This is a genomic window from Streptomyces flavofungini (assembly GCF_030388665.1).
Taxonomy (GTDB): domain Bacteria; phylum Actinomycetota; class Actinomycetes; order Streptomycetales; family Streptomycetaceae; genus Streptomyces; species Streptomyces flavofungini_A.
Map to the genome: position 1 here is coordinate 7,656,516 of NZ_CP128846.1, position 24,182 is coordinate 7,680,697.

The 24,182-nt window shown below is 61.7% G+C and carries 24 protein-coding genes; 17 read left to right on the forward strand and 7 right to left on the reverse strand.

What is annotated here, in order from left to right; all coding sequences use genetic code 11:
* The first annotated feature begins 92 nt into the window (after window positions 1–92).
* The 16 genes from QUY26_RS41000 (at window position 93) to QUY26_RS32915 (ending at window position 14,264) form a co-directional block, all read left to right on the forward strand.
* Window positions 93–521 carry a DUF6283 family protein gene (locus QUY26_RS41000; protein WP_354670725.1) on the forward strand — a complete coding sequence of 143 codons (429 nt, stop codon included), beginning with the start codon at window positions 93–95 and terminating at the stop codon, window positions 519–521.
* Window positions 522–2,722: 2,201 nt separating this feature from the next.
* Complete coding sequence (locus QUY26_RS32845) at window positions 2,723–2,980, forward strand: hypothetical protein (RefSeq protein ID WP_289953124.1); 258 nt, start codon at window positions 2,723–2,725, stop codon at window positions 2,978–2,980.
* 702 nt (window positions 2,981–3,682) lie between these two features.
* Entirely contained in the window at window positions 3,683–3,982 is a 300-nt protein-coding gene (locus QUY26_RS32850) for a hypothetical protein (RefSeq protein ID WP_289953126.1), read from the forward strand.
* A gap of 276 nt (window positions 3,983–4,258) precedes the next feature.
* Window positions 4,259–4,444 (forward strand): hypothetical protein, encoded by a 186-nt coding sequence (locus QUY26_RS32855; RefSeq protein WP_289953127.1) that lies wholly within the window; start codon window positions 4,259–4,261, stop codon window positions 4,442–4,444.
* Between the two features lie 564 nt (window positions 4,445–5,008).
* The gene (locus QUY26_RS32860; protein ID WP_289953130.1) at window positions 5,009–5,773 is read left to right on the forward strand and encodes a hypothetical protein; all 765 of its coding nucleotides are present in this window, start codon (window positions 5,009–5,011) and stop codon (window positions 5,771–5,773) included.
* Window positions 5,774–6,358: 585 nt separating this feature from the next.
* On the forward strand, window positions 6,359–6,688 hold the full coding sequence (locus tag QUY26_RS32865) for a hypothetical protein (protein WP_289953132.1): 330 nt from the start codon (window positions 6,359–6,361) through the stop codon (window positions 6,686–6,688).
* A 479-nt stretch (window positions 6,689–7,167) separates the two neighbouring features.
* Window positions 7,168–7,533, forward strand: a complete 366-nt coding sequence (locus tag QUY26_RS32870) for a hypothetical protein (RefSeq protein ID WP_289953134.1) — start codon at window positions 7,168–7,170, stop codon at window positions 7,531–7,533.
* 300 nt (window positions 7,534–7,833) lie between these two features.
* Window positions 7,834–8,022 carry a hypothetical protein gene (locus QUY26_RS32875; RefSeq protein ID WP_289953136.1) on the forward strand — a complete coding sequence of 63 codons (189 nt, stop codon included), beginning with the start codon at window positions 7,834–7,836 and terminating at the stop codon, window positions 8,020–8,022.
* 11 nt (window positions 8,023–8,033) lie between these two features.
* A complete protein-coding gene (locus tag QUY26_RS32880) occupies window positions 8,034–9,407 on the forward strand; it encodes a hypothetical protein (protein ID WP_289953137.1) in 1,374 nt (457 codons plus the stop codon).
* 45 nt (window positions 9,408–9,452) lie between these two features.
* Window positions 9,453–10,382 (forward strand): hypothetical protein, encoded by a 930-nt coding sequence (locus tag QUY26_RS32885; RefSeq protein WP_289953140.1) that lies wholly within the window; start codon window positions 9,453–9,455, stop codon window positions 10,380–10,382.
* A 14-nt stretch (window positions 10,383–10,396) separates the two neighbouring features.
* Complete coding sequence (locus tag QUY26_RS32890) at window positions 10,397–10,693, forward strand: hypothetical protein (RefSeq protein WP_289953143.1); 297 nt, start codon at window positions 10,397–10,399, stop codon at window positions 10,691–10,693.
* A 23-nt stretch (window positions 10,694–10,716) separates the two neighbouring features.
* Entirely contained in the window at window positions 10,717–10,968 is a 252-nt protein-coding gene (locus tag QUY26_RS32895; RefSeq protein WP_289953145.1) for a hypothetical protein, read from the forward strand.
* 402 nt (window positions 10,969–11,370) lie between these two features.
* On the forward strand, window positions 11,371–12,279 hold the full coding sequence (locus tag QUY26_RS32900) for a recombinase family protein (protein ID WP_289953146.1): 909 nt from the start codon (window positions 11,371–11,373) through the stop codon (window positions 12,277–12,279).
* Window positions 12,276–12,653, forward strand: coding sequence for a hypothetical protein (locus QUY26_RS32905; protein WP_289953148.1), 378 nt, complete (start codon window positions 12,276–12,278; stop codon window positions 12,651–12,653). Before QUY26_RS32900 ends, QUY26_RS32905 begins: the two co-directional genes overlap by 4 nt.
* Window positions 12,654–13,026: 373 nt before the next feature.
* Window positions 13,027–13,365, forward strand: coding sequence for a histone-like nucleoid-structuring protein Lsr2 (locus QUY26_RS32910; RefSeq protein ID WP_289953150.1), 339 nt, complete (start codon window positions 13,027–13,029; stop codon window positions 13,363–13,365).
* Window positions 13,366–13,892: 527 nt separating this feature from the next.
* Complete coding sequence (locus QUY26_RS32915; protein WP_289953151.1) at window positions 13,893–14,264, forward strand: hypothetical protein; 372 nt, start codon at window positions 13,893–13,895, stop codon at window positions 14,262–14,264.
* A 65-nt stretch (window positions 14,265–14,329) separates the two neighbouring features.
* Here QUY26_RS32915 and QUY26_RS32920 read toward each other — a convergent pair whose 3' ends face one another.
* Window positions 14,330–14,491, reverse strand: a complete 162-nt coding sequence (locus tag QUY26_RS32920; protein WP_289953153.1) for a hypothetical protein — start codon at window positions 14,489–14,491, stop codon at window positions 14,330–14,332.
* Window positions 14,492–14,576: 85 nt separating this feature from the next.
* Window positions 14,577–15,473: a peptidoglycan-binding protein gene (locus QUY26_RS32925; RefSeq protein ID WP_289953154.1), complete on the reverse strand. Its 897-nt coding sequence runs from the start codon at window positions 15,471–15,473 to the stop codon at window positions 14,577–14,579.
* 83 nt (window positions 15,474–15,556) lie between these two features.
* Here QUY26_RS32925 and QUY26_RS32930 point away from each other — a divergent pair, with 83 nt between their 5' ends.
* Window positions 15,557–15,697 (forward strand): hypothetical protein, encoded by a 141-nt coding sequence (locus tag QUY26_RS32930; RefSeq protein WP_289953157.1) that lies wholly within the window; start codon window positions 15,557–15,559, stop codon window positions 15,695–15,697.
* Between the two features lie 134 nt (window positions 15,698–15,831).
* On the opposite strand, the gene QUY26_RS32935 is transcribed toward QUY26_RS32930, so the two are convergent.
* The 5 genes from QUY26_RS32935 to QUY26_RS32955 all read right to left on the reverse strand — a co-directional run bounded on the left by QUY26_RS32935 (window position 15,832) and on the right by QUY26_RS32955 (window position 24,176).
* Complete coding sequence (locus QUY26_RS32935) at window positions 15,832–16,167, reverse strand: hypothetical protein (RefSeq protein WP_289953159.1); 336 nt, start codon at window positions 16,165–16,167, stop codon at window positions 15,832–15,834.
* A gap of 117 nt (window positions 16,168–16,284) precedes the next feature.
* Window positions 16,285–17,346 (reverse strand): hypothetical protein, encoded by a 1,062-nt coding sequence (locus QUY26_RS32940; RefSeq protein ID WP_289953162.1) that lies wholly within the window; start codon window positions 17,344–17,346, stop codon window positions 16,285–16,287.
* Window positions 17,346–18,578 (reverse strand): Gp37-like protein, encoded by a 1,233-nt coding sequence (locus tag QUY26_RS32945; RefSeq protein ID WP_289953163.1) that lies wholly within the window; start codon window positions 18,576–18,578, stop codon window positions 17,346–17,348. Before QUY26_RS32945 ends, QUY26_RS32940 begins: the two co-directional genes overlap by 1 nt.
* Before the next feature lie 7 nt (window positions 18,579–18,585).
* Window positions 18,586–19,551 (reverse strand): phage tail domain-containing protein, encoded by a 966-nt coding sequence (locus tag QUY26_RS32950; protein WP_289953164.1) that lies wholly within the window; start codon window positions 19,549–19,551, stop codon window positions 18,586–18,588.
* Window positions 19,552–19,607: 56 nt separating this feature from the next.
* Complete coding sequence (locus QUY26_RS32955) at window positions 19,608–24,176, reverse strand: transglycosylase SLT domain-containing protein (RefSeq protein WP_289953165.1); 4,569 nt, start codon at window positions 24,174–24,176, stop codon at window positions 19,608–19,610.
* Window positions 24,177–24,182: the final 6 nt, after the last annotated feature.

Below are 24,182 nucleotides of genomic sequence, written 5' to 3' on the forward strand. Positions count from 1 at the left end.
CGTCACCCTCCAGAGGGACGCAAAGAGAAGTGTCAGACGGGCATGGCAAGCTGAGCCCAACTCAGCCCGCACTGACCAGGAGTAGCCACAACATGTCTCCGTCACATCGCCCCCCAGCACCGCGGCCCTGCGAGACCTGCCCCTACCGCCGTGACGTGCCTTCAGGAATATGGTCTGAGGCCGATTACGAGAAGCTGCGGAAGTACGATGCCGAGACCCCAAATCAACCCGAGAAACTATTCCAGTGCCACCAGGCCGACGCTGATAGTGCTGCCCGACGGATCTGTGCTGGGTGGGCCGGATGCCACGGGCCTCACCTGCTAGCGCTGAGAATGGCCATGATTAAGGGCTACATCGATGAGGCCACTTTCAGGGCTTCTATCAACTACGAGTCCCCGGCGCCTCTCTTCTCATCGGGTAATGAGGCAGCAGATCACGGCCAATCAGATATCGATGCCCCCACCGTCGAGGCCCACCGCCTCATTGAGAAGATCACCCGGACTCGCGCAGACCTTGTCTAGCGGCACTATGGGCAGTATCTGACTCTTCCACTCAATCAACATCCCCCACCTTCAGGGGTGGGGTTGGACCAGAACTGTCTTCCCCACCCTGCGGGTGAGGTTGCTTTTGACGTCATCGGCAGGGGTATATAACCCCTGCCGTCATTAATAATGTACCTGTCCTATCGCTGACACCGGGGCACTGCTGTGACGCAGTCCACAGTGATGATGATTCCTCACTTCGCTTGAGGCCCCGAACCCGCGCCCATAGCTCTGTGGCTACCTTCCCTGAGCCCATCAGAGGCTCTGTGCGCCCTTCTGGCGCCCTCCAACGGCCCCACTCAAGGGTTTCTAGGCCCGACCTCTCCCATGGCTTCCTGGAGGCCTTCTGTGGCCTCGAAATAATGAAACCCGTACACGGTCGAAGAACAGCGCCCCTGCGGTCCTCGCATAGAAATCATCATTGCATTACCCCCACGGGTAGATGAGTGAGATGAATCATTATCGAGCTTGTGCGTAAGTGAATGATGATTCCTCACTTCGACGTGTCGAGCGTGAATCCGTCCGCCGAATTCGCAAGCCTCCGACTGTCCGTATCAGGTAGATATCCACCCATCTAAATGTCACGAACACATAACGAGTTGTGATGCTGCAAGGCTGTTCCTCTGTCCTGATATGTGTCGGTTCATGGGTGCGGGAGTGTCGCTGACCTCCCCTTATGTCTTTACGTGAGGCGCGTGGACTGTAGGGCGTCTGGGGAATCGGGGGTTGTGATGCTGCAAGGGATCTGTGCTTAATCGAGTTGTTCAACCGCCCCGCACCACGAGGGGGCGGGAGAACGTACCGGCTCCGGTGAACCGAACCCCCGAACGCAAAGCGCGGGGGGAGGGGTGACGGATGGCTGGCTGTCCTTTGAGAACTCCATAGAGATGCCCAACATTGATTGATCATCAAGCGCGGGTCGCATCACGCACGGGTGCTGAGTGGCTAGGTCCACACAGGCTCGATGCCCGCAACACATTCCCTACTCAGGGGCACACGGTGGCGGACCCGGAAACGGGCGTCTCCCAGTGGCGGGACTAAGCGCCACACCTACACAGGCAGCGGTCATCTGCTCCCACCGTCGGGACTATGCGACGGGGTCTGTACGTGCTTCTGAGGCTCGAACGGGGCCGGTGGCAACTACCGGCGCCAATAAACGTTGCGCCTACTCCAGTCGGGCGCCTAAGGGCAGAGCTGGGCGGCACCCAACTTGTGGTGCTCGCTGTTCACGTAGTCCCGGAAACGGGGAGCGCGTGACCCCTCACACCAGCATCGGGGATGTACCGGTGCACTGCATGACTGAGATTGCCTACGGCTCACTCGCCTAGGAATGCGGCAAGACGTGCTGCGGCACGGTGACTGACACTCGCCATGCCGTCTGAGTGCGTCTCTAAGCGCCGAACGCGAGTGGACCGGGGGGAGTGTCGGTCAGGCACTTTATAGGGCACGGGAGGGCATGGAATGAACGTCGCACCGAAGATCAACCGTCAGACCCTGCGGGCAATGCTCCAAGGGAAGCAAGCCAACGAAAGTGTTGGCCTTTCGTATGCCGACAGGGCAGGAAACATGCACTACGGGATCATGCTTAGTCTCGGTTCAAAAGTGAGTGCCATAACGGACGGGTGCCTAGTTGAGGACATTCCTCTAGGCCACATTCATGAGGCTTTAGTGATCCCTGCTGTTCCTCAGCCGAATAGACGTAGGTGAGGGGTCGCTGTCCAGTGGTGCGCATGCTCCTGCATGCGCTCTCGCTGAATGGCGACCGTTCGCCAGATGGCTACTAGAGGGGAAACCCGTTGAAGCCGTTCATAGCGCTTTTCGTTGTTTCGCTGGCCGTAGCGGCATACATCATCACTCGATAGTGGGGGGACTGTTGTGGCTGTATCTACACACGTTGACTCGTTTGACGGACTTACTTACCTGCGCACGCAGCATGGTGATTCGGCGGTAGAGATTGCAAACGCGTTGCGCCCATACTTGGGCCGCCTGATGCGAATGGACTTGCCGAATCTCTACGGGCATTACCACGCGTATTGGGGCTACCTCCGTTCTGTAGAGGGGAGCGACGTAACCGTGTTTGTGCCGCAGCATGACCACACGGCGACGCTTTCAGCGTTCGATGTGTTCGGGACTCATTGCACGGTCATCAAGCCTGAGTCGGTCGGACAGGGGGCACAGTAATGGCCGAGTGCTACTTCTATTACGAGCCTGCGGACTACACCGCTTGCGCAGAGCACATGGCCAAGGCCCTTGAAGGTTGGTTCCCTGAGACTGCCGAATCGGTGCAGCCATGGGATTACCACTATCGCGGGCACGACATTGACGCGCTTGTGGAAGCGATCCGCAACGCGCATCCGGATGACTTCCTGCCCCACCATTTCAAGCCGTTAGGGGCGCGTATGGGTCCGGTTGAGAACATCTGTGCATCACTGCACTGAGCTCGTCATCTACCACCCCCGCCAAGGGGTGGAGGTAATAGCGCGGGTGATTGGGTACGGGCACGATTTCTTGGGCCCGTACCTCCGATTGCGAAATCAAGAGATGGGGCACCCCCAGCATGAATACGGGGCAGTGCTGCATGTCTCGACCGGGGCAGACATTAGGGATGGGGGGAAGGCTGTGCAGGATCGCATAGCGCGTTGGGAAACGCCGAACGGTAGCCATTGGGTTGAACTGCGCACTGGCAGTCAAGTGGGTGTCTACTACTACGACAGCAGAAACGGTTGCGGAAGCCTGGGTGAGCTGAGTAGCGACGACGATGCGATTGCGGCTATCGAACGGATGATTCCCGGTCGGTATTTCCAGTCCGGCAAGACACCCGTCAAGCGCGTTCGGATGGAAGGGGGTAAGTAATGCCATTCATGGACTTGAGTGAATACGAGGGTGACGCGCTCCCGCTTGAGCACGTCGACTACCCGCACGAGCCGGGACAGCTCTATGACTGCGCCGCTTGTGAGGCTGAGTGCCTGTGCACCGGATACCCCGGACACACAGAATGCGTCTTCTGTGCGCTTCTCCATGAGGAGTATGAGGCGGGGACGCTCGGACGTTAGTCCGTAGTCGACGGATTGGGGCATGGACTGAATCCATGCCCTTTCCTGTCTACTGCGTACGGCGGTAGTCGTGTAAGGGGTGGGGCAGTGCACAACGAACGCGCATACAAGATGGTTGAAGAGCGGTTCTCGGCTCACGTAAAGGTCTTCAATCACTATGACGTGAGCGACGACGATTCAGATACGCACTACTGGACAGCAAAGGACCGCCTAGAGCTTGCTCAGGTCGCTCTAGAGCGTGCCCCGGAAATGAAGGTGACGACCCTTGCTAGGTCCCTGGGAGGCATTTACCAGGCGATACGGAAGAACCTTACTCCTGACGAACTCGCGCGCTGGAATGAGGCCGACGACGTACTAGAGAATCTGGCGAACAAGTACGGCATGTAAGGGCGACGGGATCAACGAAATAGAAGGGGCGTAGGCATGTACGTGGCGCACATCGGACCGGCTTGGCATCAACGATTCGAATGCTACTGGGACGCGGTGAACTACGCGGCTAGTCACGGGCTTGGCCCGACGTTCGTAGAGCTGAACCTGAGTAAGACGTTGTACCGGGCAAGGCCTGTTGTTCCTTGTCGCCGAAAGGGGAAGTAGGTCACAGATGATTCTCCGGGGCTGATTCCGATGAAATACGTTGCTGTGATCCCAGAGAGAAGGCGTTTCATGCGCATGATCGTGACCGTGTTCGGTGCGGCGGTGATTGCCGCCGCCCTGTCAGTAGGCATCACGTATCAGGTGATGCAAAAGCGCGTCCAGGATGCTGAAGTGTCCAGCTTCAATGATGGATTCCGTGATGGGGCGTGCCGTGGTGGGGAAGACGGATTCGGCAACCCGTGTAGTGAGGGCTGATGCCTAAGCATTACGTAGCTGTTCGCTGGATTGAACGGGACGGGCAAGAGTGCGTAGAGGTGACAGCGAGTTGGCGTTCCCGCGAGTTGGCCGAAGCGTCAGCGGAGAAGTTCACACGCCAGTTGGCGCCCGGTACGGCTCACTCAGTTGAGTACCTGGGCAACAACGGCATGACTCAGTACTGAGGGAAGGGGCCTGATGGAAGCCAAGGACGTTCAGAACGGCTTACGCGTCGAGTACAAGCAATACGCGCACTGGTTGAACGGGACAATCGTTGGAGCAGCGTACGCCCATGGCACTCGCATGACTCGCGCCAATATCACGCACGCCGTGATCCTCTCATCGCACAGCAGTAATCCGCCCAGGTCGATTGACTATGAGGTTGTCCCCTTGGGGGACGTTCGCAAGATTCGTCGCTAGCGACTCAATATCGGGGGCAGGGAAGTGCAGCCGCGTCCTCGTGGCCAAGACACCCTGCACTCGGTGTTGGACCTCTAGAGAACCACTCAGAGGCTCTAGTGAATCGTGTTCTGTCCGGGCAAGTTGTTTAGGGAAGGTTACGGAATGGCGGAATGGCGCGCGGGCGGTAATGACGGCATCTTCTACCTGGGCAAGGAGGGAACGGAGGAGTACGGCGGTTACGTGGTGCGGACGGACCACGCGCCCAACCCTGAGAAGTGGTTCGCGTACGAGTACGACACGGAGAAGCGCACGACCGTATGGGTTGGTGAGGCGCGGACCGCTGAGGACGCACAGAAGGCTGTAAAGGGTGAGTTCTTGTGCGAGGTCTTCCGTGACGACGAGCGTGGGCACTGCCCATATCCGGGCGTGGTGATTCGCACCACCATCTACAAGGGTGAGCGGCTGCGGGTGATCGTGTGCGGGGAGCACTCCGGAGTCATGAAGGGGTGGGAAAGCGTCCGGCTGGAGGAGTACCGGGCTGAATACGGGCTCATGCCCAATGACCCGATCATCGGAGAGCGCATCTCGCCACCGCTCAACCTCCCGTCGATTCGTGAGGCCGTGCTGAAGGCGGGCACGGACACGGAGCGGAACATGTGGATTGCGCTTAGGGGTGTGGTCGTTCCGCTGGCCGAACTGCATCACTGGCGAGGGCACTTCGCGAGGTACCCGCTCGACCTGAATGCAAGGCCGCGCATCGACGCGTGGGGGCAGTGGAAGCGGGCGCATGGGCATGCACAGGGCATGTACGCGGTCTACATGCGCGAGGACTACGGACAGGAAAACGCCACGCTCCCGAATGAGCTGCTCCGGCTCATTGAGCGTGAGGCAGTCGAATACCTCAAGAGCAAGAAGGGCGGCAAGTGATGCGTCGACAGTCACAGGCCATAGCCATGGATCTTCGCTTCCACTTGTACGCGAGTGAGCCGGGGGCCGTCTACAACACCTACCCGAAGGGTGCCGGTCGGCCCGTGCCGGTCGCCTACACCGAAGAGGAACGGGCGGACAACGCTCGTCGGCGTGACGAAGTCCTGGCGGAGTGGCAGGCCGCTGACCCTGTGGGACATCGCCTTTGGAATGAGGCAATGGAGAGGATGCGCGCAGGGGATGAGTCAGACCTAGCCGACGGGTGGGCAGCTCTGACTCTGGAGGACGGAGTAAGGCTCGTCGACCCGTGCCGCTACTGCCGAGAGTGTCGCTCACGACGCTAGTCGCTGAGCTTGGGGCACGGAGGGGAACTCTCCCGCCGTGCCCTTTGCCCTGCCACTAACAGAAGGGAGACGGCTGATGGTCGACATGCGGTGTAACGGATGTGGGGAACCAATTGTGATCAGCGATAGTGATTGGGCGCGTAAGGATTTCATTCCTTGCCGTAAGTGCCCTGATGGTGGCGTGGACCTTGTCCACGCGCGCGGGCACTCGAACCCGGCTAGCTAGGGAGAGGGACACAACATGGAGTACAAGAACATGGCTAGCGGGATCGGCCCGAACATCTTCGGTATTCGCGTGGATATCGAATGGACCCCGATGCGTTGGGGAGTCCGTGTGACCGTGCGGGATGTGGACGAGGGCGAGCCGCACAAGGTCATCCATCATCCGGATGCGGCTATCCAACTGCCATTGTCGGCAGATAGTGACCTGAGCGCAGTTGTACGGGCAACGCTCGCGCCATACCGGAAGCATTGCTCATCCGCAGGATGGATCGATGACCCCGTGACGGTGGCCTATGAACTGGCTGACCACGGTGATTTCCGTTGGGTCCCGGAGAAGCTGGCAGGTTAGGGGAGGCCATGCCGGAAGAGCGAACGCTATATCGGGTCACCTTCGTCTACTACGCGGGCCCCGTCGTGCAGAGACGCACAGTCGCCATGGATGTCTCAGCACACCCGTTACGGCGGCAAGGGGACGTTATAGAGGGCGTGCGCAAGTTGTTGGCGGAGCAGGGCTATGACCTCAGTGGAGCGACTGCCTCTATCAGACCTCTTGGCGTCGAGATATCCGGGGAGGAGTCACGTGTTGAAGCACCACCAGAAAATCCGTGAGTCCCAGCGCTTGTGGTCGAGTTGGCCGTACGGAAGTAGGCACAGGAGCGCAGGGGCGCGGCGCGCCCGGATCCGAAAGGACCAGCACTCATCCGACGAGTTCAAAATGATACCGCCTGTAGGGGTATGGCAACGGCGATACGCCTTCATGCTCAGGAGCGGACGGGAGAAGAATTGGAGCCCTGCCCCATCCGCTGAGTACGTCGATAGAGTCAGGCTGTGGCCGCTCAGATAGAAGGTGAGGATATGGCTCGCTCAGCAGTCCGCACATGGAAGAACCGGAACAGCGGGAAACTGACGAACCGTATAACCGTCCGGGTCGAACATCATCTGTGTTTGGCTGAGATGGTGGATGCGCTGTGCTCCGAGTACGTACGTAATGTGCTCGTGGAGGAGCTAGAGACGTTACCCGAACGGCTCTCGGCTAAGCGTGTTCTAGAGGCTGTTCGCGCCCAGTATGAGTACTACGGTACCAACGCGGTGTGGACGTGGAGCGACGACGTCCCTCTTGAATCGGATGACTGCCGGGCTTGGGCGGAGCGTGTCATCATCGCCGCGTTTCCTGAGATGGCGAAGAACCAGTGAAATCCCTCTGGGTGGCCCGTTTCTTCGGGTATGACGAGAACTGGAGAAGTTGACATGTCTGGCAAAGCGACAGGCGTAGACGTCATATACAGGTGCGGAGCCTGCAAGGAACAGTTCATCGTGTACCGGGATGTGCCGCCGGACTCTTTTCAGTTCATGATTGATCTGGAAGACGAGCACGAGGAATGTCCTGCGGAGGACTAGCGCCGAAAACCTTTCTTGCTGAACTTCCATGGTTGGGCCTGATGTGCTTCCGGCGCTTCGGGCCTTTTCCATGGGCGCTCACCAGGAGGAGGAGTCATGGCGACGAAGACGGTCAGTCTCGACCTGTGCGACATCTGCAACGCGAATGGAAAGGAGGCGGAGGCAACAGACAAGGTCGCGACCAAGAGCGTTAAGTATCTGCTGTGCAGTTCGCACAGCGACAGGATGGAACGTGAGCTGAAGAAGATCTGCACTCAGCCGAAGTCGGCATACGAGGCTGCCTGAGAGGGGGAGCAGTGGAGGAGTACGGCAGTTTCGACGACATGGCGTACGGCGCCATGGGCCAGGCCGTGCGGCGGGCGATGCCGCACACGGAGGCTGATCCTGTCGGCGTCCTGGCCTCGCTGCTAGCGCTCTGGTCGGCCGCAGTACAAGGGCACATCAGACAGCCCGGCTCCGGCCGCCCTGCGGTCGTCTGGTCGGTCCTCGTGGGGCCGTCGAACCTCGGTCGTAAGGGGTACGCCGCCGACACGGCGTGGGCGGCCCTTGGGCCGTCACTGAGTAGCTTCCTCGGGACGCGTCGGCGGGAGTCGTTCAAATCGGGTGCTGCCATCGTGCAGAGCCTCGCCGAGCTGGAGGAGGACACCGCCCAGGCCGAGGGCGGCCCGGATGGTCGAGCGCTCTTCTACACGGAGGAGATGAGCGACACCCTGAAGGCCGCCGGGAAGGACAGTGATTACGGCAGCATTCTGATTCGTGCCTGGGACGGCAAGGCCATCAGTAACACGGTGAAGGGCAAGGACGGCAGTATCGTCACGAGGGTTCCCGAACCTCTTCTGGGCCTATACGCGCATGTTCAACCGCTCGTCTTCCGTCACTACGTGAAGCCACAGCATGCGGCGAGCGGTCTCTACAACCGGATGCTCTTCGTGTGCGTCCGAGCGTCCCAGACGATCCCTGAGGCGACCGACGGCGGCAGCCCGCTGGACGAGCTGAAGCCCGGTAAGCGGCTCGGGAAGGCCTACAGGTGGGCGACGGACGAGCCACGGTTCATGCGCTGGACCCAGTCAGCGGTGGACCGCCTGAATGCTCTTCGCCTCGACTATCAAGCGGAATTGGAGAACACGCCTCCTGAGGTTGGTGTCTTCATCGAGCGCGCGTATGAACAGACGAAGCGTGTGGCAACGATCTTGTCGGCGGCCTCGATGGAGGAGCGCATCACGGGGCGGTGTGTGGTTGCTGCGGCGGCCTTCGTGGCCTACGCCAACAAGTCCATCAGGGCCGTCCTGGCGGAGGCCCCGAAGACAGGCCGGACTGTCCGGCCCCTGGCGGAGGCGATGAGGGAGGCCTTGAGGCGGGCAGGCGGCGAGATGAGGGCGACCGAGCTGCACAGGGCCGTCGGATCACGTTACCCTGCGGCCCTGCTCCGGCAGACGGCAGCCGACGAGCCTGACATGGCATGGGAGGAGCGACCGACCAGGAGCCCCGGCACCGTGCCGATCTATTTCAAGCTGGTGTCCCAGCCGACGCTTGGTCGGCCTAGTCTGAAGGTCGTCCCTAGCTCGCCTGTTCCTCCAGCTCGACCCCCGCGGCCGAGCCCGAAGCAGCCGAAGAAGAGAACCAAGCAGCCCCGGGACCCATACCGCATCCCACTGGGGCACCTGGTCTAGCAAGGGGGGCGGCCCGTCTACCGTCACCGGAAAGAGACTGCATACGTGGGGCTGAACGAGAAGCAGCTAGCAGGCCTGAAACGGCTCCTCACGACATTCCCAACGAGTGTCGTCAAAGGTGGAGGTCTCCATCTGGCCACAGCCAGGTCTTTGGAGAAGGCCGGGCTAGTAGCCGTGGACTACTACATTGAGACGGAATGGAATGGTGGGGTCGGCAACCACAAGCGGGAGAACACATGGAACGCGACGCTGACCGAATTGGGCATCCAAGAGGCACTAAAGCTTGGATACCGAGTTCATAGTGAGGGTGAGTGCGTCCTCCCGACCGCCTGTGAGTTGCACACCCCTATCCTGGGAAATCGTATTGCTGAGCCGAAACTCGGTCATGCCGACAGAGAAGCCGGAGCTGCCGAGATGAGCGGGGATGCTTCAGCTGCCAGCGGTGGTCAATCCGATAGGCCGAAGGTGTGGCCGAAGGGAAAGCCGTACTTCATGGACATCGGTGCCGGGGCTCTGATCGCTGTTCCGGAAGACCTAGGGCACCCCATTTTTCGAAAGCGGGATGGGGAGTTGATCGGCTTCCTCACGCTGGAAGAATTTCGAAGCCCTGCGGTAGTGCGGGAGATCATGAAGGGTCGGTTCCCAGAGGAACAGGCCCGTTGGGATCAACTCCCTAAGGTTCGTCTTCCCGCCAAGATGGTGCGTGGCCTGGTCGAGGGCGACGCCATGGTGGGACCAGATCCCAGAGACATTCGAGCCGTCGAGATTTTGCAAGCAGCTGAGTATGTACCGGCCAATCGTGGTGAGAGTGCAATTCTGCGGGGCTCGACTGAAGACGTTCTGCATATCGTGAATTACTTGGAAGTCATCCGGGATGATTGGCATAACGTGATCCATGCCTGGGAGCGCTTTGGATTTTCCAGGGCTGAAGCTGGCAAGCAGGCCGAGAAGATTAGGCGTCAGATTGACGGATAGCGGAAGGTGAGGAGATGGCCGAGCTTGTGGCCGTGGCGGTCGATGCGGACATAGTCCGTGGCCTGCTCGACGGCGACGCGATGGAGGGGGCTGCGGAGGAGGACCAGGCGGCCGTGGGCGTGCTCGCTGCTGCGTCGTACGGGGGCGCCGGTAGCGCGATGCTGGTGGCCGACAAGCCTGCGATACGGCACATTGCGGCGTACCTGGAAGGGCTTCCTCGGATGGCGACGGAAGTCGTCGAGGATCGGTTCGGCTTCTCGTCGGAGAGCGCCGAGAAGGCGGCGACCAGCCTTCACAGACAGATCGGTTGAGGCTCCAGAAGAGGAGAGGGAACGTGGACAACGCAGAGGCCAGCGAAGGCCGTGACTGTCTCGACCGTGGCAACGAGGGCCACACCTGCCAAGGTGCAGTGACGGGGCGGCCGTCACACGCTGGCACCGGCACGATCATCTGGCGCTGCCAGGCAGGCCACCAGGCCGCCGCCGAGCACGCTCGACAGGTGCAGGAGCGCTACCCAGACTCGTCGACCCCGGCATCCTGGTTCGACCCGACGTTTGCCGGAGAGCGGTGGAACGAGGACGACTGAAGTCCCACAATCGATGAGCAATTCTGGGGGCCGGGAGACTGGCCCCCATTTCCATGCCCAAATACGGCCGGGCTCACTACATATCGGAGCGCAGTGATATCGCAATTCGGACCGCCTATAGACCTTACGGGCCTGCCGAACTTCGAGGAGGTAGATCAACGTCCGCGTCGGCCCGTCTTCGTCGGCCGCGTCTCCACCAAGGACCGCCAGAATCCGAGCAGTTCCCTGCCGCGACAGGTTGCCTTAGCTTCCGAACGTCTGCTTCCGAACGAGGACTTCGTAGCGCACTTCTGGGACGTCGAGTCAGGAATGCTCCCCGTCAGCCTCCGCGGCCGAGGTCTGCCCGAGCAGTACGACGCTCTGAACGTTCCCGTCCCCCGTGACGGAGGACTTCAGGACCTGATGGACCAGGCCGGACCGATGGGCGTCACACACGTCCTGGCGGAGCGCTCTGACCGTGTGGCCCGCGCGATGCTGACCAGCCTCACCGTTGAGCACCACCTGGAGAAGGTTGGCGTCGAGGTGGTGTATGCCAACGAAGCCGTGGGCGGCACCGAATCCGGCAGACTGCGCACCCGCCGGTACAGCCAGGTGGATGCGGAGATCTACCGGGCGACCCTCTTGGAGATGTCGATGGGGGGACAGATCCAGCACGCCATCAACGGCTGGAATCATGGCTACCCGCCGTACCCCTACATTGCGGTGGTCGACGAGGATGCCCCCGAGCCGAGAGAAGGCCGATTCGGCGTCACACGGCCGAAGAAGAAGCTGGCGCCTCACCCCGACTCGCGTCGATTCAACGCAGCCAGAGAGTTGTGCCGACTGCGACGAGAAGAGCACCTGAGAGGCGGGGACATCATCGCCGTCCTGGAGGCGGACCCTGACCGATACCCGATCGAGGGCCGGTGGACGTACAACCTCGTGGAAGGTCTGATTGCCAACCCCAAACTGACCGGGTATCAGGTGTACAACCGCAAGGCATCGCGCACCGGCCGGGCCGGATACACGACGCTGAACCCCATCTCGCAATGGGTCTGGTCACCCAAGGAAGTGCACGAACCAGTGGTCAGCCTGGAGGAGTGGAAGGCAGCCCAGGAGGTCACCGCAGGACTCCGGGCGTCGAAGGACGCAGGGGGGCCGCTACTGCGCATCCGCGCCGCAGCTCGTCAGCGAGGGCTCACCGTCACTGTGGTCAACAGCAGCGACACGCACACGCTCTACCGGATCGGAGACCGAAAAGTGGCGCTGCCCAACCCCCTTCCGCAGGTCCTCGCCCAACAGATCATCGACGATTTGGGGGGTACGCCGTGAACGAGCCCATCGAATGCCAGGCCATCAGGCGCGGAAGGGTCTGGGCGGTGCAGGTCCCCGAGTACGGGGTGTACGGGTACGGGCGCTCACTGAAAGCCGCGCGAGAGAACACCATCAAGGGTCTTGCCCTTGTGGGTGGGGATGCAGAGATCGTCATTACTCCGGTGACACCGGAGCTGGAGATGCTAAGGGCCGCTGAGGAGGCTTACGCGACGGCCTTGAAGAAGGCGGTGTCTGCCCTGGCACTCCGACGGGCAACAATGACTGACATTGCCCTAGCTACCCGAGTGCCGAGGGGCCGAGTGAAGCAGCTCCTAGCCCGCAACATTCCTGAGCCTCGCGGGAGGGTCGAACCCGTCTCCGACCCCGACTAGGCAACTTTCCAGCTAGCGCTCTCACTCTGCCTCTGAGATGATCCCCCAAATCGTTTGGGGGGTAGGAAAGTTGCAGGGAGACTTACGCGCCATACGGAAGAGCGCTCAGAAGGAGACCGAGAGGGCGGGATCCTTATGGGCCGGGTGCGGTCTGGTCTGGCTCATCGCCACAGCAGTACTGCATGACGTGACCGTCCTCGGCACCGTCATGTACTGGGGAATCTATGTAGGAGCAGTGGTCTCTACTGTGCTCCTCGTCCGGGCAATCATCCTGGTCCAGCGTCGAGCCGATCAGCAGATTAGAGCCCTCAAGAAGCGTGGCGGCCTGTAGGCCGCCTATCATCAGCGAACACATTTCACGGAAGGCACGAAGATGGCTCAGAAGGTTCAGGTCCTGCTCATTGATGACCTGGAGGGCGGCGAGGCGGACGAGACCGTTGAGTTCGGCCTCGACGGCAAGCAGTACGTGATCGACCTGAAGGACAAGAACGCCAAGAAGCTGCGGAAGGCGCTTGAGCCGTTCCTGGCGGCCGGTCGCAAGACCGGTGGAGGCCGGGGTGGGAGCGGGAAGCGGTCCGCGGGGAGCAAGGCGGGCGGCGGCCAGGACACGGCTGCCATCCGTTCGTGGGCGAAGGACAACGGCTTTGAGGTCAACGACCGTGGCCGTGTCCCGGCGAACATCCGCGAGGCCTACGAGAAGGCCAACGCCTGACGGCAGCAGCTCGACGAGCGCCAGGAGGCCCGCCCCCACGGACACGGGGGCGGGCCTCCGCATGTTGCGGCATCGGCGCCCTGCGGCCTACCTGAAGCAGTCTTGACCAGGAGGGATGTCAAGAGAGCCGACAGATTCGCTACGGCTCCGCGACTATTCGCCAGGTTTTGCCAGGGCTCACCAGATGGTGTGCCACCTGACAAGGGTGCTTTGTATAGGGGCAACAGGCTTCAGGAGGGCAGGTGCCGAACCGCAGTAAAGATCAGCAGAGTGCACCCCCGCAGATCGAACTACGATTCGGGGGCGTGCACGTGACCGTTAGGCGGATCCCGCCTTGGCTGGTCTCGATTGCAGCTAGTTGCACTGCTGCGGGAGTCACCTGGTGGGCAAGCCGGTGACAGGTTCTCGTTCTCAGATCCTGTGCGACTGGGGAGACAACGCATACGCGGCATGGGTGGCGTTCGGGCACGGTGTAGGCGTGCTTCGCCCCATCATCACGGCTGCCGTAGCAAGATGGTGCGATGCGCATGACTACGGAGTTGGCCATGCCAATGGCGACCCTTACGCCAGCCGTCGCCTTGGCTCTGGCGTTGGAGGTCCGCAAGTGGAGGAAAGTACTGGATAAGTCACCCCAGGACGTTCGGGCGTGGTTTCTGAAAAGACCCTGGAAGTACATTGGAACCCTGGTGTACGTCTACTCTTTCACCCTTATCTTTGTTGAGTGGGATCTACTATCGTGGCTCGGTACTGAGAATCCCCGGCCGGATATGTCGGCAAAGGGCGGAGTCATCTGGGTGATGGTGGGCCTTACTGTCGCCGTCGTAGGGCCTGCCCTGTCCTTCTGGTACACCGTTGATCCCTGGCCGAAGCGTGGCGACGAGAAGGTCGAAGAGAGATAATCCTAGGCAACACAGAAAAGCCCCCTACCCGAAAGGGCAGGGGGCTTTCGTGTTTCAGGGCTCAATCAGCCCCAGTTGGGGTCCTTCGGCGGCGCAGCAAGCGCCGCAGTGGTCTTGGTGTCCTCGTGCCGGGCCGCAGCAACACCGGTACCGAGAAGGGCCGCCGCGGACGCGGCAAGAGCCGTCCAGTCGATGTCAGGCCAGATGATCGGCAGAGAGATCAGCACGGCGGAGAGGATGGAGTGGAGCCGGACAGCGTGGGCAGAGACGAAGTCAGTCAATGATTCCTCACATTCGAATTGGTGATGGGGATTAGGCGAAGAGTCGGCGCCATGTCTCACGGCCTGGATAGCCGTCGGCATCACTGCCAGACCAGCCCTGAGCCTTCTGGAAGGCGCGCACCGCGGCCCGGTCGACGCTCGTCCACGTCGGGCCAGGGCCTACCTTGTAGAACCTTCCATAGCCGCGCTTGACGAGCTGCTTACCGAGCATCGTCACGTACTTGTTGCTGGCACCAGGACGGAAATACGCGGTGCCGGGGAAGGGGCCGGGGCCAGGCTTCGGCTTGGTGGGCGGCTTCGGCTTGTCGGGCTTCGTCGGCGGCTTGCCGCCCGGCTTGAGCACCGTCTTTACGTCGGATCGCACCTCGGCCATGTCCATCATGCGACCGGGCTTGTAGCCGGGATCCCACTTGCCAGGAGAGCCCCACTCGCCGTGACCGATGACGCTCTTCTCAGACCAGCCATGGAAGTCACAAACGGCAGCAGCGAGCCTGAGTAGAGTCTTGTACTGAGGGCCCGTCATCTGATGGCTTCCGGAGTACCAGATCTCGACACCGTAGAAGCGGGCATTGCCGTCGACAGTCGACTGATTGTCAGCCGGAGGGTTCTTGCCGTAGGACTCGTTCTGAACAGCCCGGAGAACGTCAGGGTCACCGGAACCGGCGTGATTCGCTCGGCCCCAGCCGACGAGATGAACCGTGCCGTCCTGGGCGAGCCCGAAATGGCAGAGCGGCCCAGGGAGGCCCGCTATTCCGCCGTAGAGAAGGGCCCGCTGGTCCCTGGAGTCAGAACCAGTGTGATGGACCATGAAGCCGTTCACGGGGCCCCAAGCGCCCTTGTGATTCCGGTTGTGGGTCTCCCAGGATCGGTACTCCTTGAACGGAACATCGAACTTCCTGAGCTGCGCCTTAATCTGAGCAGGCGTCATAGGCTTAGCCAAAATCAATCCTCCGTAGAGTCATCCGTCAGCCGCACGACAGCGAGACGGGCAGGGTCAAGAGAAGTAAGAAGATGAATCAGTCGAGCGTTCTCGGCCTCGATTCGAGCGAGGCGGGCCTTGATCTCGTCGAGGTCACCGGCAAGGCGGTCGGCTCGCTCTTTCTGGGCCTCGGCCTCCTCGCGCCACACGCGGGCCGCACTGGTTCGGAATGAAGCAAGGACGACAACGGCCGCGGCGACTACAGAAGCGAGGGCGGCCCCGGTCGACAGAATCTGAGTGGGAGTTATGGGGCCTCCTGGGCATGGAAAAGGCCCCCAGGGATGGGGGCTGGAGCGTTGGTTGGGCTTCAGGCAGTGGGCGGCTGCGTCTGGCAGGGGCAGGGCGGAAGCTGCGAGGCCGGGACCTTCCCGTTCTCGTCGAGCTGGGCGAAGCCGAGCGGCCTGCCCATGCGGGCCTGGATCGCCTCCACGGCCGCCGTGGTGGAGCCGTGAGGGTCGGCGGCGGCCTGGTGCTCGCTGAGCCTGTCGGCCGTGTCGACAGCGACTAGAGCGACCCTGGCCCCGCCGAAGTCGGCGTAGAGCCGAGTCCGCTCCTCCGGCCCGTAGAAGCCCGGGAGCATCCCGGAGGCGTCGGCGACGAGCTCCGTCATGGGCGCGCCGTCGAGGGCCAGGAGGTCAGTCACCTGCGTGGCCCCCTCGCCGGGACCAGTCCACACCGTCCCGGTAGCGCCAGGCACGCGGACGCCTGATGCGTCCTCAGCCACATCCGCAGCCGTCCCACCGAAGAGATAGCGCATACGTCACTCCTTGAGTTCGTTCGCTTCGACGACACCGGAAATGGACAGCGTCGACTTCGCTGGAAAGCTCTTTAGCCCGTCGAGCCCTTCGGCCGGAGTCTTGTGATTCGGCGTATGCAGAAGCAGAGTTGATGTTCCGGGCTCTGTAGTGGCCGTGATGGACAGCATGTTGGGCAGCAGTCCTGAAAGGCCGGGATTCGACATGTACCCGTGTAGAGTCTGAATTCCCCTTGGGTTGCTCCGCTTTGGGAGTGACAGGCCGACTCGCCATTCACCGTGCTCGGCGTTACAGCCTTGGTCGAGTCCATTACGGATGGTGACCTGGACCCACAGCATGTTCGGGGCAATCCACCGCCACCGCCCGAAGCGATCCGCGGTAGGTAGCTGGAAAGTCGTACTGACCGTGCTCGGCGTGTACGTCTCCGATCTGCCCAGATGCCGGGTGATGGCGTAGCCGTCGTGCCCGTGAAAAGCCTCCTGCTGGCCGCCGATCGAGTTGGCATCGAGGTCGTATGACAGCGCATTTCGGGGGACCAGAGCGGCGCTGTCAGCAGCCCCCCACGGGTATGCCACCGGGTACGGCATGGCGAACGGCCCGCGCCTCAGGACCGTGAGAGCGCCGGAGGCGGCCGGAGCGTCGACCACCCACAGCGGCATTTCCCAGACGCCCCCGCGGACCTGAGTCGGTCTGGGCTCCGTCGGTGTCGCTGACTCGACGCCCTTGACGACGGCCAGGAGCACCGCCGACTTGGCCATGTCCAGGCGGATCACGATCAAGTCCTTGCGGCCCTTCGAGGACGGCGTAGCCTCGATGTCGAGGACGACACTGGACGTCGACCGGTAGTAGAAGCCGCCGACCCATGCCGCGCCTGAACTCACACGGACTTGGCGGCCGTTGACGACAGACGCAGAGAACGGCAAATCAGTCGGCTCAGGCCCCGTCAAGCGGTAGTCGATCCTGTCCCCGCCCCACTGCTGGGCCATGTCTTGCCACTGTGTCTGTGACACCACGGCCGTGCCGCCGTCGGAATTGCTGGTGTCGAACGGATAGCTGCTCTGCGCCATTACATCCTCGCCTCCAATCGCCTGATCTTCTTCTGCATCTCGTAGACGGTCTTGTACAAGTTCAAGGGTTCGCCGGAACCCTGCTCGCCGATTTTCGGGGCGACGTCCTGAGTGTTTCCACCGTCGTCCACGGAGATGACGACCTCCCGGACGACGTCGCTGTACTCGGTGCCGTCCACGGCTACGGTGACCTTGTCGCCTACGAAGTAGTGTTTACCGAATTGGCAGTCGGGCGTATCGATCGGGTAGACCTGAAAATTACCGTTCTTCTCGCCCTCTCGAAGGGCGTCGGCTGCTGCTGTCTGTACTGCGTATTTGGCTGCATCGACGTCCTCGGCCGTCATCGACGAGTCGGATCTCACCGGCTGGCCGGTGGCCCGGTCGACCTTCAGTTGAATGTCCCGCTGATCGATGAGGCGTTCAATCTGCATGCCCCACTCGGCCTCTGACGCGGTGTCGATCTTTTGGTAGAAGTATCTTTCCAGGTTCTCCCCAGAGCAGCCGATGATGGCCCGCGTAACCTTGGGTGCGCTGAGAGTCCATATGTACTCGCGGAGGTTGCCGAGGTCGGGACTGAAGCGGACGGTCTTGGAAAGATCCCGGAGGGCGAAGATCTCGGCATCAATCTTCTGTGTCTCGGCGTTGTAAATGAAGCGGTAGGCAACATCACGCTTCTCGCACCACTCCTCAAGCCGTTCGCCAAGAATGTCCCACCGGAGGACTCCACCCATCGCCCGACCAGCTGTCGAATCAGTGAGGACGATGTTTCCGATTCGCCGGTCAGGCACTGTGCCGGCCCCGAAGGCGGCGAGAAATTCTTTGTAGATCGCATGACCCGCGGAAGGTTCATTGACCCATCGGTTCGGAAGGCGACTCAGATACTGCTCGCTCACCGGTCTGGAGGGGTCGGGGAACATCAACCGGCGGTAGGCCAGGACGTTATGGCACTTGCCTGAGATGTAGAGCGATCCAGGGCCAGTGTGCTGCAACTTCGTCCAATATTTCTGGAAGATCTCGACCTGACCCGACAGGAGCGGTTTGGAAACACCCTCCTGCCAGATGGCGATCCCTCCGCCCTTCTCGATGAGTTGAGACTGAGGGGTGCCGTCCTTGATGAGGATCTGCCACGAGCCCTCTTGGCGGAGCTTGACCGTGAAATCCAATGAGATCCACTCGTCGATCTCGCCTACCCGCTTCAAGTCCTTGTCGAAGACCTCGACGCGATACGGCATGAACCTCCTAGACGTAAGTGGCGTACCTTGGCAGGAACGAGAGCGTCACTGACGCCTTACCTGATCCCGTGACTACTGTGAACTGACCCGTGCTGTAACCCGGTTCGATAGACCAGAACTGTGGGTTCGTAGCCAGTCGGGACCAGTAGTTCGTGTCCCTGTCGTCCATCACCGTCTTGCGCCCAGGGCGCGTGTCGATCGTCAGCGTGCGGCCGGTAGGAATCAGATCCGATCCGTCGGCGGGAGCATTTGCCTTGATGACTGCTTGCGGCCCAACTTCCGGCGTGTAGCCGAGACTGAAGGACTTGATCGGTCCTTTGAGCTTCCATACCGGCCAAGCGTCGACGTCGCCAGGGTTGTTGATGAATATCTCGCTGCCAGGGCCGCCCATCACTCCATCGGCAATGGCCATCGGGAAGAACGGTTTCGTTGGGCTCACCAGAGGCTCACCCTCACCGAACCGCCAACGCGTCGTCTCCTCACGTTCGCCGTAGAACCATGGGTCCATAGCGACGAAGGTCAAGCCGTACTTGGCCCAGGTGAAACCGGCTGACTCGCCCTCCGCGCCCTCCATGCCGCCCTTGTAGTAGGCGGTCAGGAGCCGGGTCGAGTTGTCGCCCTCCGTGAACTTCAGAACGCACGGACCGGACTTGGGATTGAGGGTGTAGAAGAGTCTTCGCTTCAATTCGTTGACCGTGGGCCTGTCGATCCCATACAGGTAGACAGGCAGCATGATCTCTCTGGCAGATGCTCGGGAGGACCTGAAAATGGATCCGTCGAGCCCCGGACTGTCATCGGAGAAGAGCGCGACCGGCGGGGCATCGAGCCCCGTCGCCCCCGGCAGCATGAAGACAGCGGGCCAGGCCGAGCCGCCCGAGGCAGTAAGAGGGACCTCCTCCCCCCTACCGCCTCGACCTGTGATGGTGACCTGCGTACGGCCCCAGGCCTCCGGCTCAGGCGGCTCGTAGTCCATGGGGATGGGCGCCACCGGCCGAGCTGTCACCGGTATGGGCAAGGAACCACCTCCTCCTATAGGGGCGAGTACAGGGCTTCAGCCTGCTGGAGAGCGCGCATGACGGCCTGCGGAGTCGGCTCGTTCCTCGCCTCGTGTACGTGGATCTCGATGGGGCGACCGGACAGGAGAGCAGTCGTCTCCTCGTTGGTGAAGACCCGCTGACCACCACGGCCGAAGTCGATGAGTTCGGGTCCCCGTTCGCCCACCAGGGCGAGGCCTGGAGACGCGGACATGGTTCCGCTGGCGTAGCCGGTGTTGCCTGCCAGAACAGAAAGCCATCGGGAGCCGTACCGGCTTCTCGCATAGTTGAGGCCCGCATAGATATTGGACATTGGGTCTGTAGAGACCCCGTACATGATGGGTTTCGTGCCGCGGAACGGTCCCGCGTATCGAGCGAACGTCGGACCGATCACCTGCATGAGGCCAACGCTTGGATGGCCTGCCTGCCAGTTGGAATCCCATCGGTTGACGATGTTCGGATTGCCGCCCGACTCCAGTTGGATCCGGTGCATCACCGTCGACAGGGCAGACTTAGGAAGTCCGAGGGCGGTAAGAGCCCGAGCCGCCACGGGCCTCCAACGCTGAACACCCTTACCGGCTCCAGGTGCGGACATGCCGCCACCGAAAGATGGGATCTTGGCATTGGCTTTCGCGCCCTTATCGAAGTCGAACAAACCCTTCGTATTCGGCATCGACTCTTGGGCAGTCGACATGAAATTGTCGTACACGCGACCCGCGTAGGCTCTCGGTGACTCTTTGAAATCCTTGACCGTCTCGACCATGCCGATCAAGTTGTTGTACGAGCCTGAGACGATGTCACTGATGTCGTCGAAGACGTTGGAAAACACCTCGGTCGGGTCGCTGGTCAGCGAATCCCAGATGGCCCCGGCCGAGTCCCTGATGCCGCCGAGTAGCTTCTCCCAGACCTTGCCCAGAGTCTCAGTGCTGAAGACGTGGCCAAGGAATCTGTTGCCTCGCTGGACGATGTTTCCGTTGCCCCGCCACACGTCATCCCAGAAATACTCTCCAAGGACAGGGCCTAGCGAGCCGCCGAGGATTCCGGCAGCCTGGCCCACCAGGGTTGGCGTGCGCTTGAGGAGCGAGAAGGCATCCTCAGTGATCCAGTCGTACATCCCTCGGAATCGAGTGGCAGCCACCGAGCCGCCGAAGCGGGCCGAGCCGTCACCCGTGCCGAGAATGCCGCCCTGGACGCCTCCGCCGAGAGGATCAGACGTGCTGTCCATCCGCATCGTCTGAGTCATCGCCTTGCCAATAGGCGCGATGTTCTGAAGCTCCATCAATTCCTTGATGGAATCCAGATTCAGCCTGCCGCCTCCACCGCTCGTACCACGAGCATGACGCGAGATACGGCCGCGGATCGCCATTGCGTTCCACGAATTGATGGTCTCCTCGCCGATGGCGTTGGTCACCTCAGGACGAAGAACAGCCTCACCGGGGGACAGGACGGCGGGGATGTTGTCGACCCATGGCGAATAGCCCGGCAGCACGCTCGTCACGTCAGACGTGCGCATAATGCCGCCACGCGCCGCACCCTTGCCCCGACCGCGGCCCTTGCCTCCGCCTCCACCACCGGGGGACTTCTTGGAGATATTCCCTAGCGCCGCGTCGAGGCCCTGAGCCTCTCCCTTGGCCTCCTTGAGGTTCCCCTCCAGGGACTTGACGGCCTTGTTCAGCTTGGTCAGAGAACGGTCTGAAAGGGTCTTCAGACGGCCGTTCAGCGTCGAGGTGTTGCCAGCGGTGCCGACTACATTCGAAGCCGCCTTAGCGGCGCTCGTGACCCTGTCGAACCATTCGCGCAGAGGTCGAAGGGACTTCGCCTTGAGGGTGTTGACGGCCTCAGAGGTGTTCTTCACGGACTTCGTCGTCGAATTGGCCGAACCAGTCGTGTCCTTGAAGTGATTCCGCAGTCCCGACAACGACTTGCCGTTGAGGGCCCGTACAGCGTCAGCAGCGCGGTTCGTCTGCGTCTTCAGGCCCTCGACGCGCTTGGTTGTCGGCTCGATCTGCTGAGCACGCAATGAGCCCAGCTTCCGACTGTCGAGCGTCTTGACCTCGTTGCCAGCGTTTCGGAGAGCGGCAGTGAGCCGGTCAGCCTTCTCCTTGGCTTGCGTCAGCTCACGATCTGCCTGGGTGAGACTGACGTTGTTGAGCTGCCGTGCCTGTGTCTGCGCACGGTTGAGAGCATTCTGAGCTTGATTAGCGGCTCCCTGTACGGACCCATTGCCACCGGCGAGGGCCTGGGCGATCTGCCGCATGCTCTCCCGGTTGACGTCACGCAACTCGTCACGGAGTCGCGCCGCCTCCTGGCGGGCGCCCTCGATCTGGTCCTCCAGCTCCCTTATCTGACGGCGCTGGTCCTGCTGATTGGAGTCACGGCCCAGGAAGCCGTCCCAAGCTCGTCGGCCTGGTCCACGACCATCCCCGTTACGGTTCTGAGCGCGCTGCTGCCGGTAGGCATCCCGGCCTGCCTGACGGACCTCCGTACGGGACCGTCCGGCGCTCTGCGCCGTCTGCCGTGCAGCAGCTCGGGCCTGACGCTGAGAGCGCATGTCCCGGGCGCCGGAGGCCGCACGTGCTGTACCGCGGACCAGCGCAGCAGCAGGGGCGAGGAGACGGCCGAAGACGCCGACGACCTTGCCGAGGACCTTGGACAGGAGGCCGACGGCAAGGATTAACGGACCCCACTCCACGAGGAACCGAGCGACGGCGCCGATCATCTCGGTAACGACCGGATTGCTGCGGATCAGGTCGGCAATGCCGTCGATGGTCTCGACGAACTTTCCAAGAGAATCGAGGAAGAACTCAAGGAATCTCGCGACATCCGGAGCGTACTTCTTGGCGATGTCCTGAACGGTGTTGAGGAGGCCGCCCTCTGTGGTTTCACCGATGACTCGGCCGCGGTTGTCGAACTGTGCGACCTTGCGGCCCATCAACTTCTCGCCGAGGGATGTGTATTTGTACTGCCCCCCAGCGTCCTCTTCAACGAAGAGGTTGCCCAGCTCGAAGAGAGCGCGCTCCTTCATCTGCTGAATGCGGCCCGTGATCGTCTCAGACGTCATCTTCTCGGCAGAGCCGACAGAGCCAGACTGGTTATTGCTGCCCTTGTACTTGTCCGGATCCCAGTAGTTGAGCAGCGAGTTCATGATCTGGGTGCCGCTGACGCCTCCGCCCTTGGAGGCAGGAGTGCCAATGACCTTCCACATCTTCTGGGAATTCGGGAAGCCGAGAAGGGCAGCGAGTTCCGATGCGGGCATACCGCTCGCCGCGGCGAGCTGCTTGACGTTCCTCGTCGGCGCCCGATCCATGTCCATGATCATGTCGATGGCGTACATGGCTCGACGGAATTGCTCCGGATTCAGGTTTCCCGCTCGGGCCATCGAGTCACCGACAGCCATGATGAGGTCAGTTGTCTTGCGTGCGGCGTTGTCTGCCGCACCTGTCCTCTTGTTCCCGCCCTTGAACCAGTTTTTGTCAGCACCCGCCACCGAACGAATCAGCTTCATTTGGTACTCGTGCATGACGTCGATCGAGTACGGCGTGTTGATGGCGTAGTTCTGAATCGCCCTCATCTGCTCCGCAGAGACGTCCTTCGAGACGCCTGCGGAACTGAGGCCGAGCTGGCCGAGGAGACGCTTATCTGCGTTCTGAACGCCCAGCGTGGCAAGGGCAGTTCCAGCAGTTGCGAGAGGGGCCAGGAAACGGGTCGTCAGGATGTTCCCGGCTTCATTGATGCTCATCCCGACTTGGTCAAACCAAGTGCCGACCCTCCTCATGCTGGAGCCAGCACGGGAGAAGAACGTTGCCGTGGTCGAATCGGTATCAGCGATGACTCGACGAGCGGCGCGGATCTGATTCCGCCAGTCGGCAATGCGCTGCTGCTGAAGTCTGATGCTGTCGTGGATCCGAGCGCGCTCCTCGGCGGCCTGGCGCCGGATCTCGGCTATCTGAGCCTGCGTAGCTGCCCGCTGAGCGGCTACCTGCTGCCGCAGAGCCTCGCGCTGGGCCTGGACCTGAAGACGCGCCTGCCGCTGCGTCTCCGCCGTGCGCTGCCGCTCCGCACGCTCATGCGCCCTGCGTGCCTGCTCCTGGAGGCGGATGCGCTCCCGCTCCAGGCGCTCCGCGGCACGCTCCCGATCACGGGCTCCCTGCTCCTCCTGCCGCACGGTCTGAGCGAGGGCTCGACGAGTCGCCGCGGACGTCTCAGCCAGGAGCCTTGTCTTGCGCTCCTCAGCCTGACGGAAGGCGCGGAACCGCGCGGCGACCTCATCCCCGTACTCCCGGCTGAGCCGCTTCTCGATCCGTTTGAGAGTCTTCTCGGAATCGAGGGCTGCGCCCTCGACGGCCTTCGTGCCCTTCTTCGCCTGCTTGGCGACTTCGGTCGGGAGCTGTGCCAAGCCGTTCTTCGCTGCCTTCGCTATCTCCTTGCCGGAGGCAGCGCCGACTCTCTGAAGCTCTGAAACGAGTTCACGACGGAGCTTAGCCATGTCCTTGGAAGACAGCTTCGGAGTGACCTCGATGAGGCCTGTGCCCACCCGAATCGGTATGCGGCCCTCAGTAGCCATGGGACC

Coding starts and splice junctions, on each gene's coding strand:
- QUY26_RS32940 (WP_289953162.1), bottom strand. CDS start 17,346: ATGGCGCAGAGCAGCTATCCGTTCGACACCAGCAATTCCGACGGCGGC.
- QUY26_RS32950 (WP_289953164.1), bottom strand. CDS start 19,551: ATGGACTACGAGCCGCCTGAGCCGGAGGCCTGGGGCCGTACGCAGGTC.
- QUY26_RS32845 (WP_289953124.1), top strand. CDS start 2,723: ATGGCCGAGTGCTACTTCTATTACGAGCCTGCGGACTACACCGCTTGC.
- QUY26_RS32865 (WP_289953132.1), top strand. CDS start 6,359: ATGGAGTACAAGAACATGGCTAGCGGGATCGGCCCGAACATCTTCGGT.
- QUY26_RS32910 (WP_289953150.1), top strand. CDS start 13,027: ATGGCTCAGAAGGTTCAGGTCCTGCTCATTGATGACCTGGAGGGCGGC.
- QUY26_RS32925 (WP_289953154.1), bottom strand. CDS start 15,473: ATGACGCCTGCTCAGATTAAGGCGCAGCTCAGGAAGTTCGATGTTCCG.
- QUY26_RS41000 (WP_354670725.1), top strand. CDS start 93: ATGTCTCCGTCACATCGCCCCCCAGCACCGCGGCCCTGCGAGACCTGC.
- QUY26_RS32930 (WP_289953157.1), top strand. CDS start 15,557: ATGAATCAGTCGAGCGTTCTCGGCCTCGATTCGAGCGAGGCGGGCCTT.
- QUY26_RS32875 (WP_289953136.1), top strand. CDS start 7,834: ATGGCGACGAAGACGGTCAGTCTCGACCTGTGCGACATCTGCAACGCG.
- QUY26_RS32855 (WP_289953127.1), top strand. CDS start 4,259: ATGCGCATGATCGTGACCGTGTTCGGTGCGGCGGTGATTGCCGCCGCC.
- QUY26_RS32945 (WP_289953163.1), bottom strand. CDS start 18,578: ATGCCGTATCGCGTCGAGGTCTTCGACAAGGACTTGAAGCGGGTAGGC.
- QUY26_RS32915 (WP_289953151.1), top strand. CDS start 13,893: ATGACTACGGAGTTGGCCATGCCAATGGCGACCCTTACGCCAGCCGTC.
- QUY26_RS32890 (WP_289953143.1), top strand. CDS start 10,397: ATGGCCGAGCTTGTGGCCGTGGCGGTCGATGCGGACATAGTCCGTGGC.
- QUY26_RS32860 (WP_289953130.1), top strand. CDS start 5,009: ATGGCGGAATGGCGCGCGGGCGGTAATGACGGCATCTTCTACCTGGGC.
- QUY26_RS32955 (WP_289953165.1), bottom strand. CDS start 24,176: ATGGCTACTGAGGGCCGCATACCGATTCGGGTGGGCACAGGCCTCATC.
- QUY26_RS32900 (WP_289953146.1), top strand. CDS start 11,371: ATGGACCAGGCCGGACCGATGGGCGTCACACACGTCCTGGCGGAGCGC.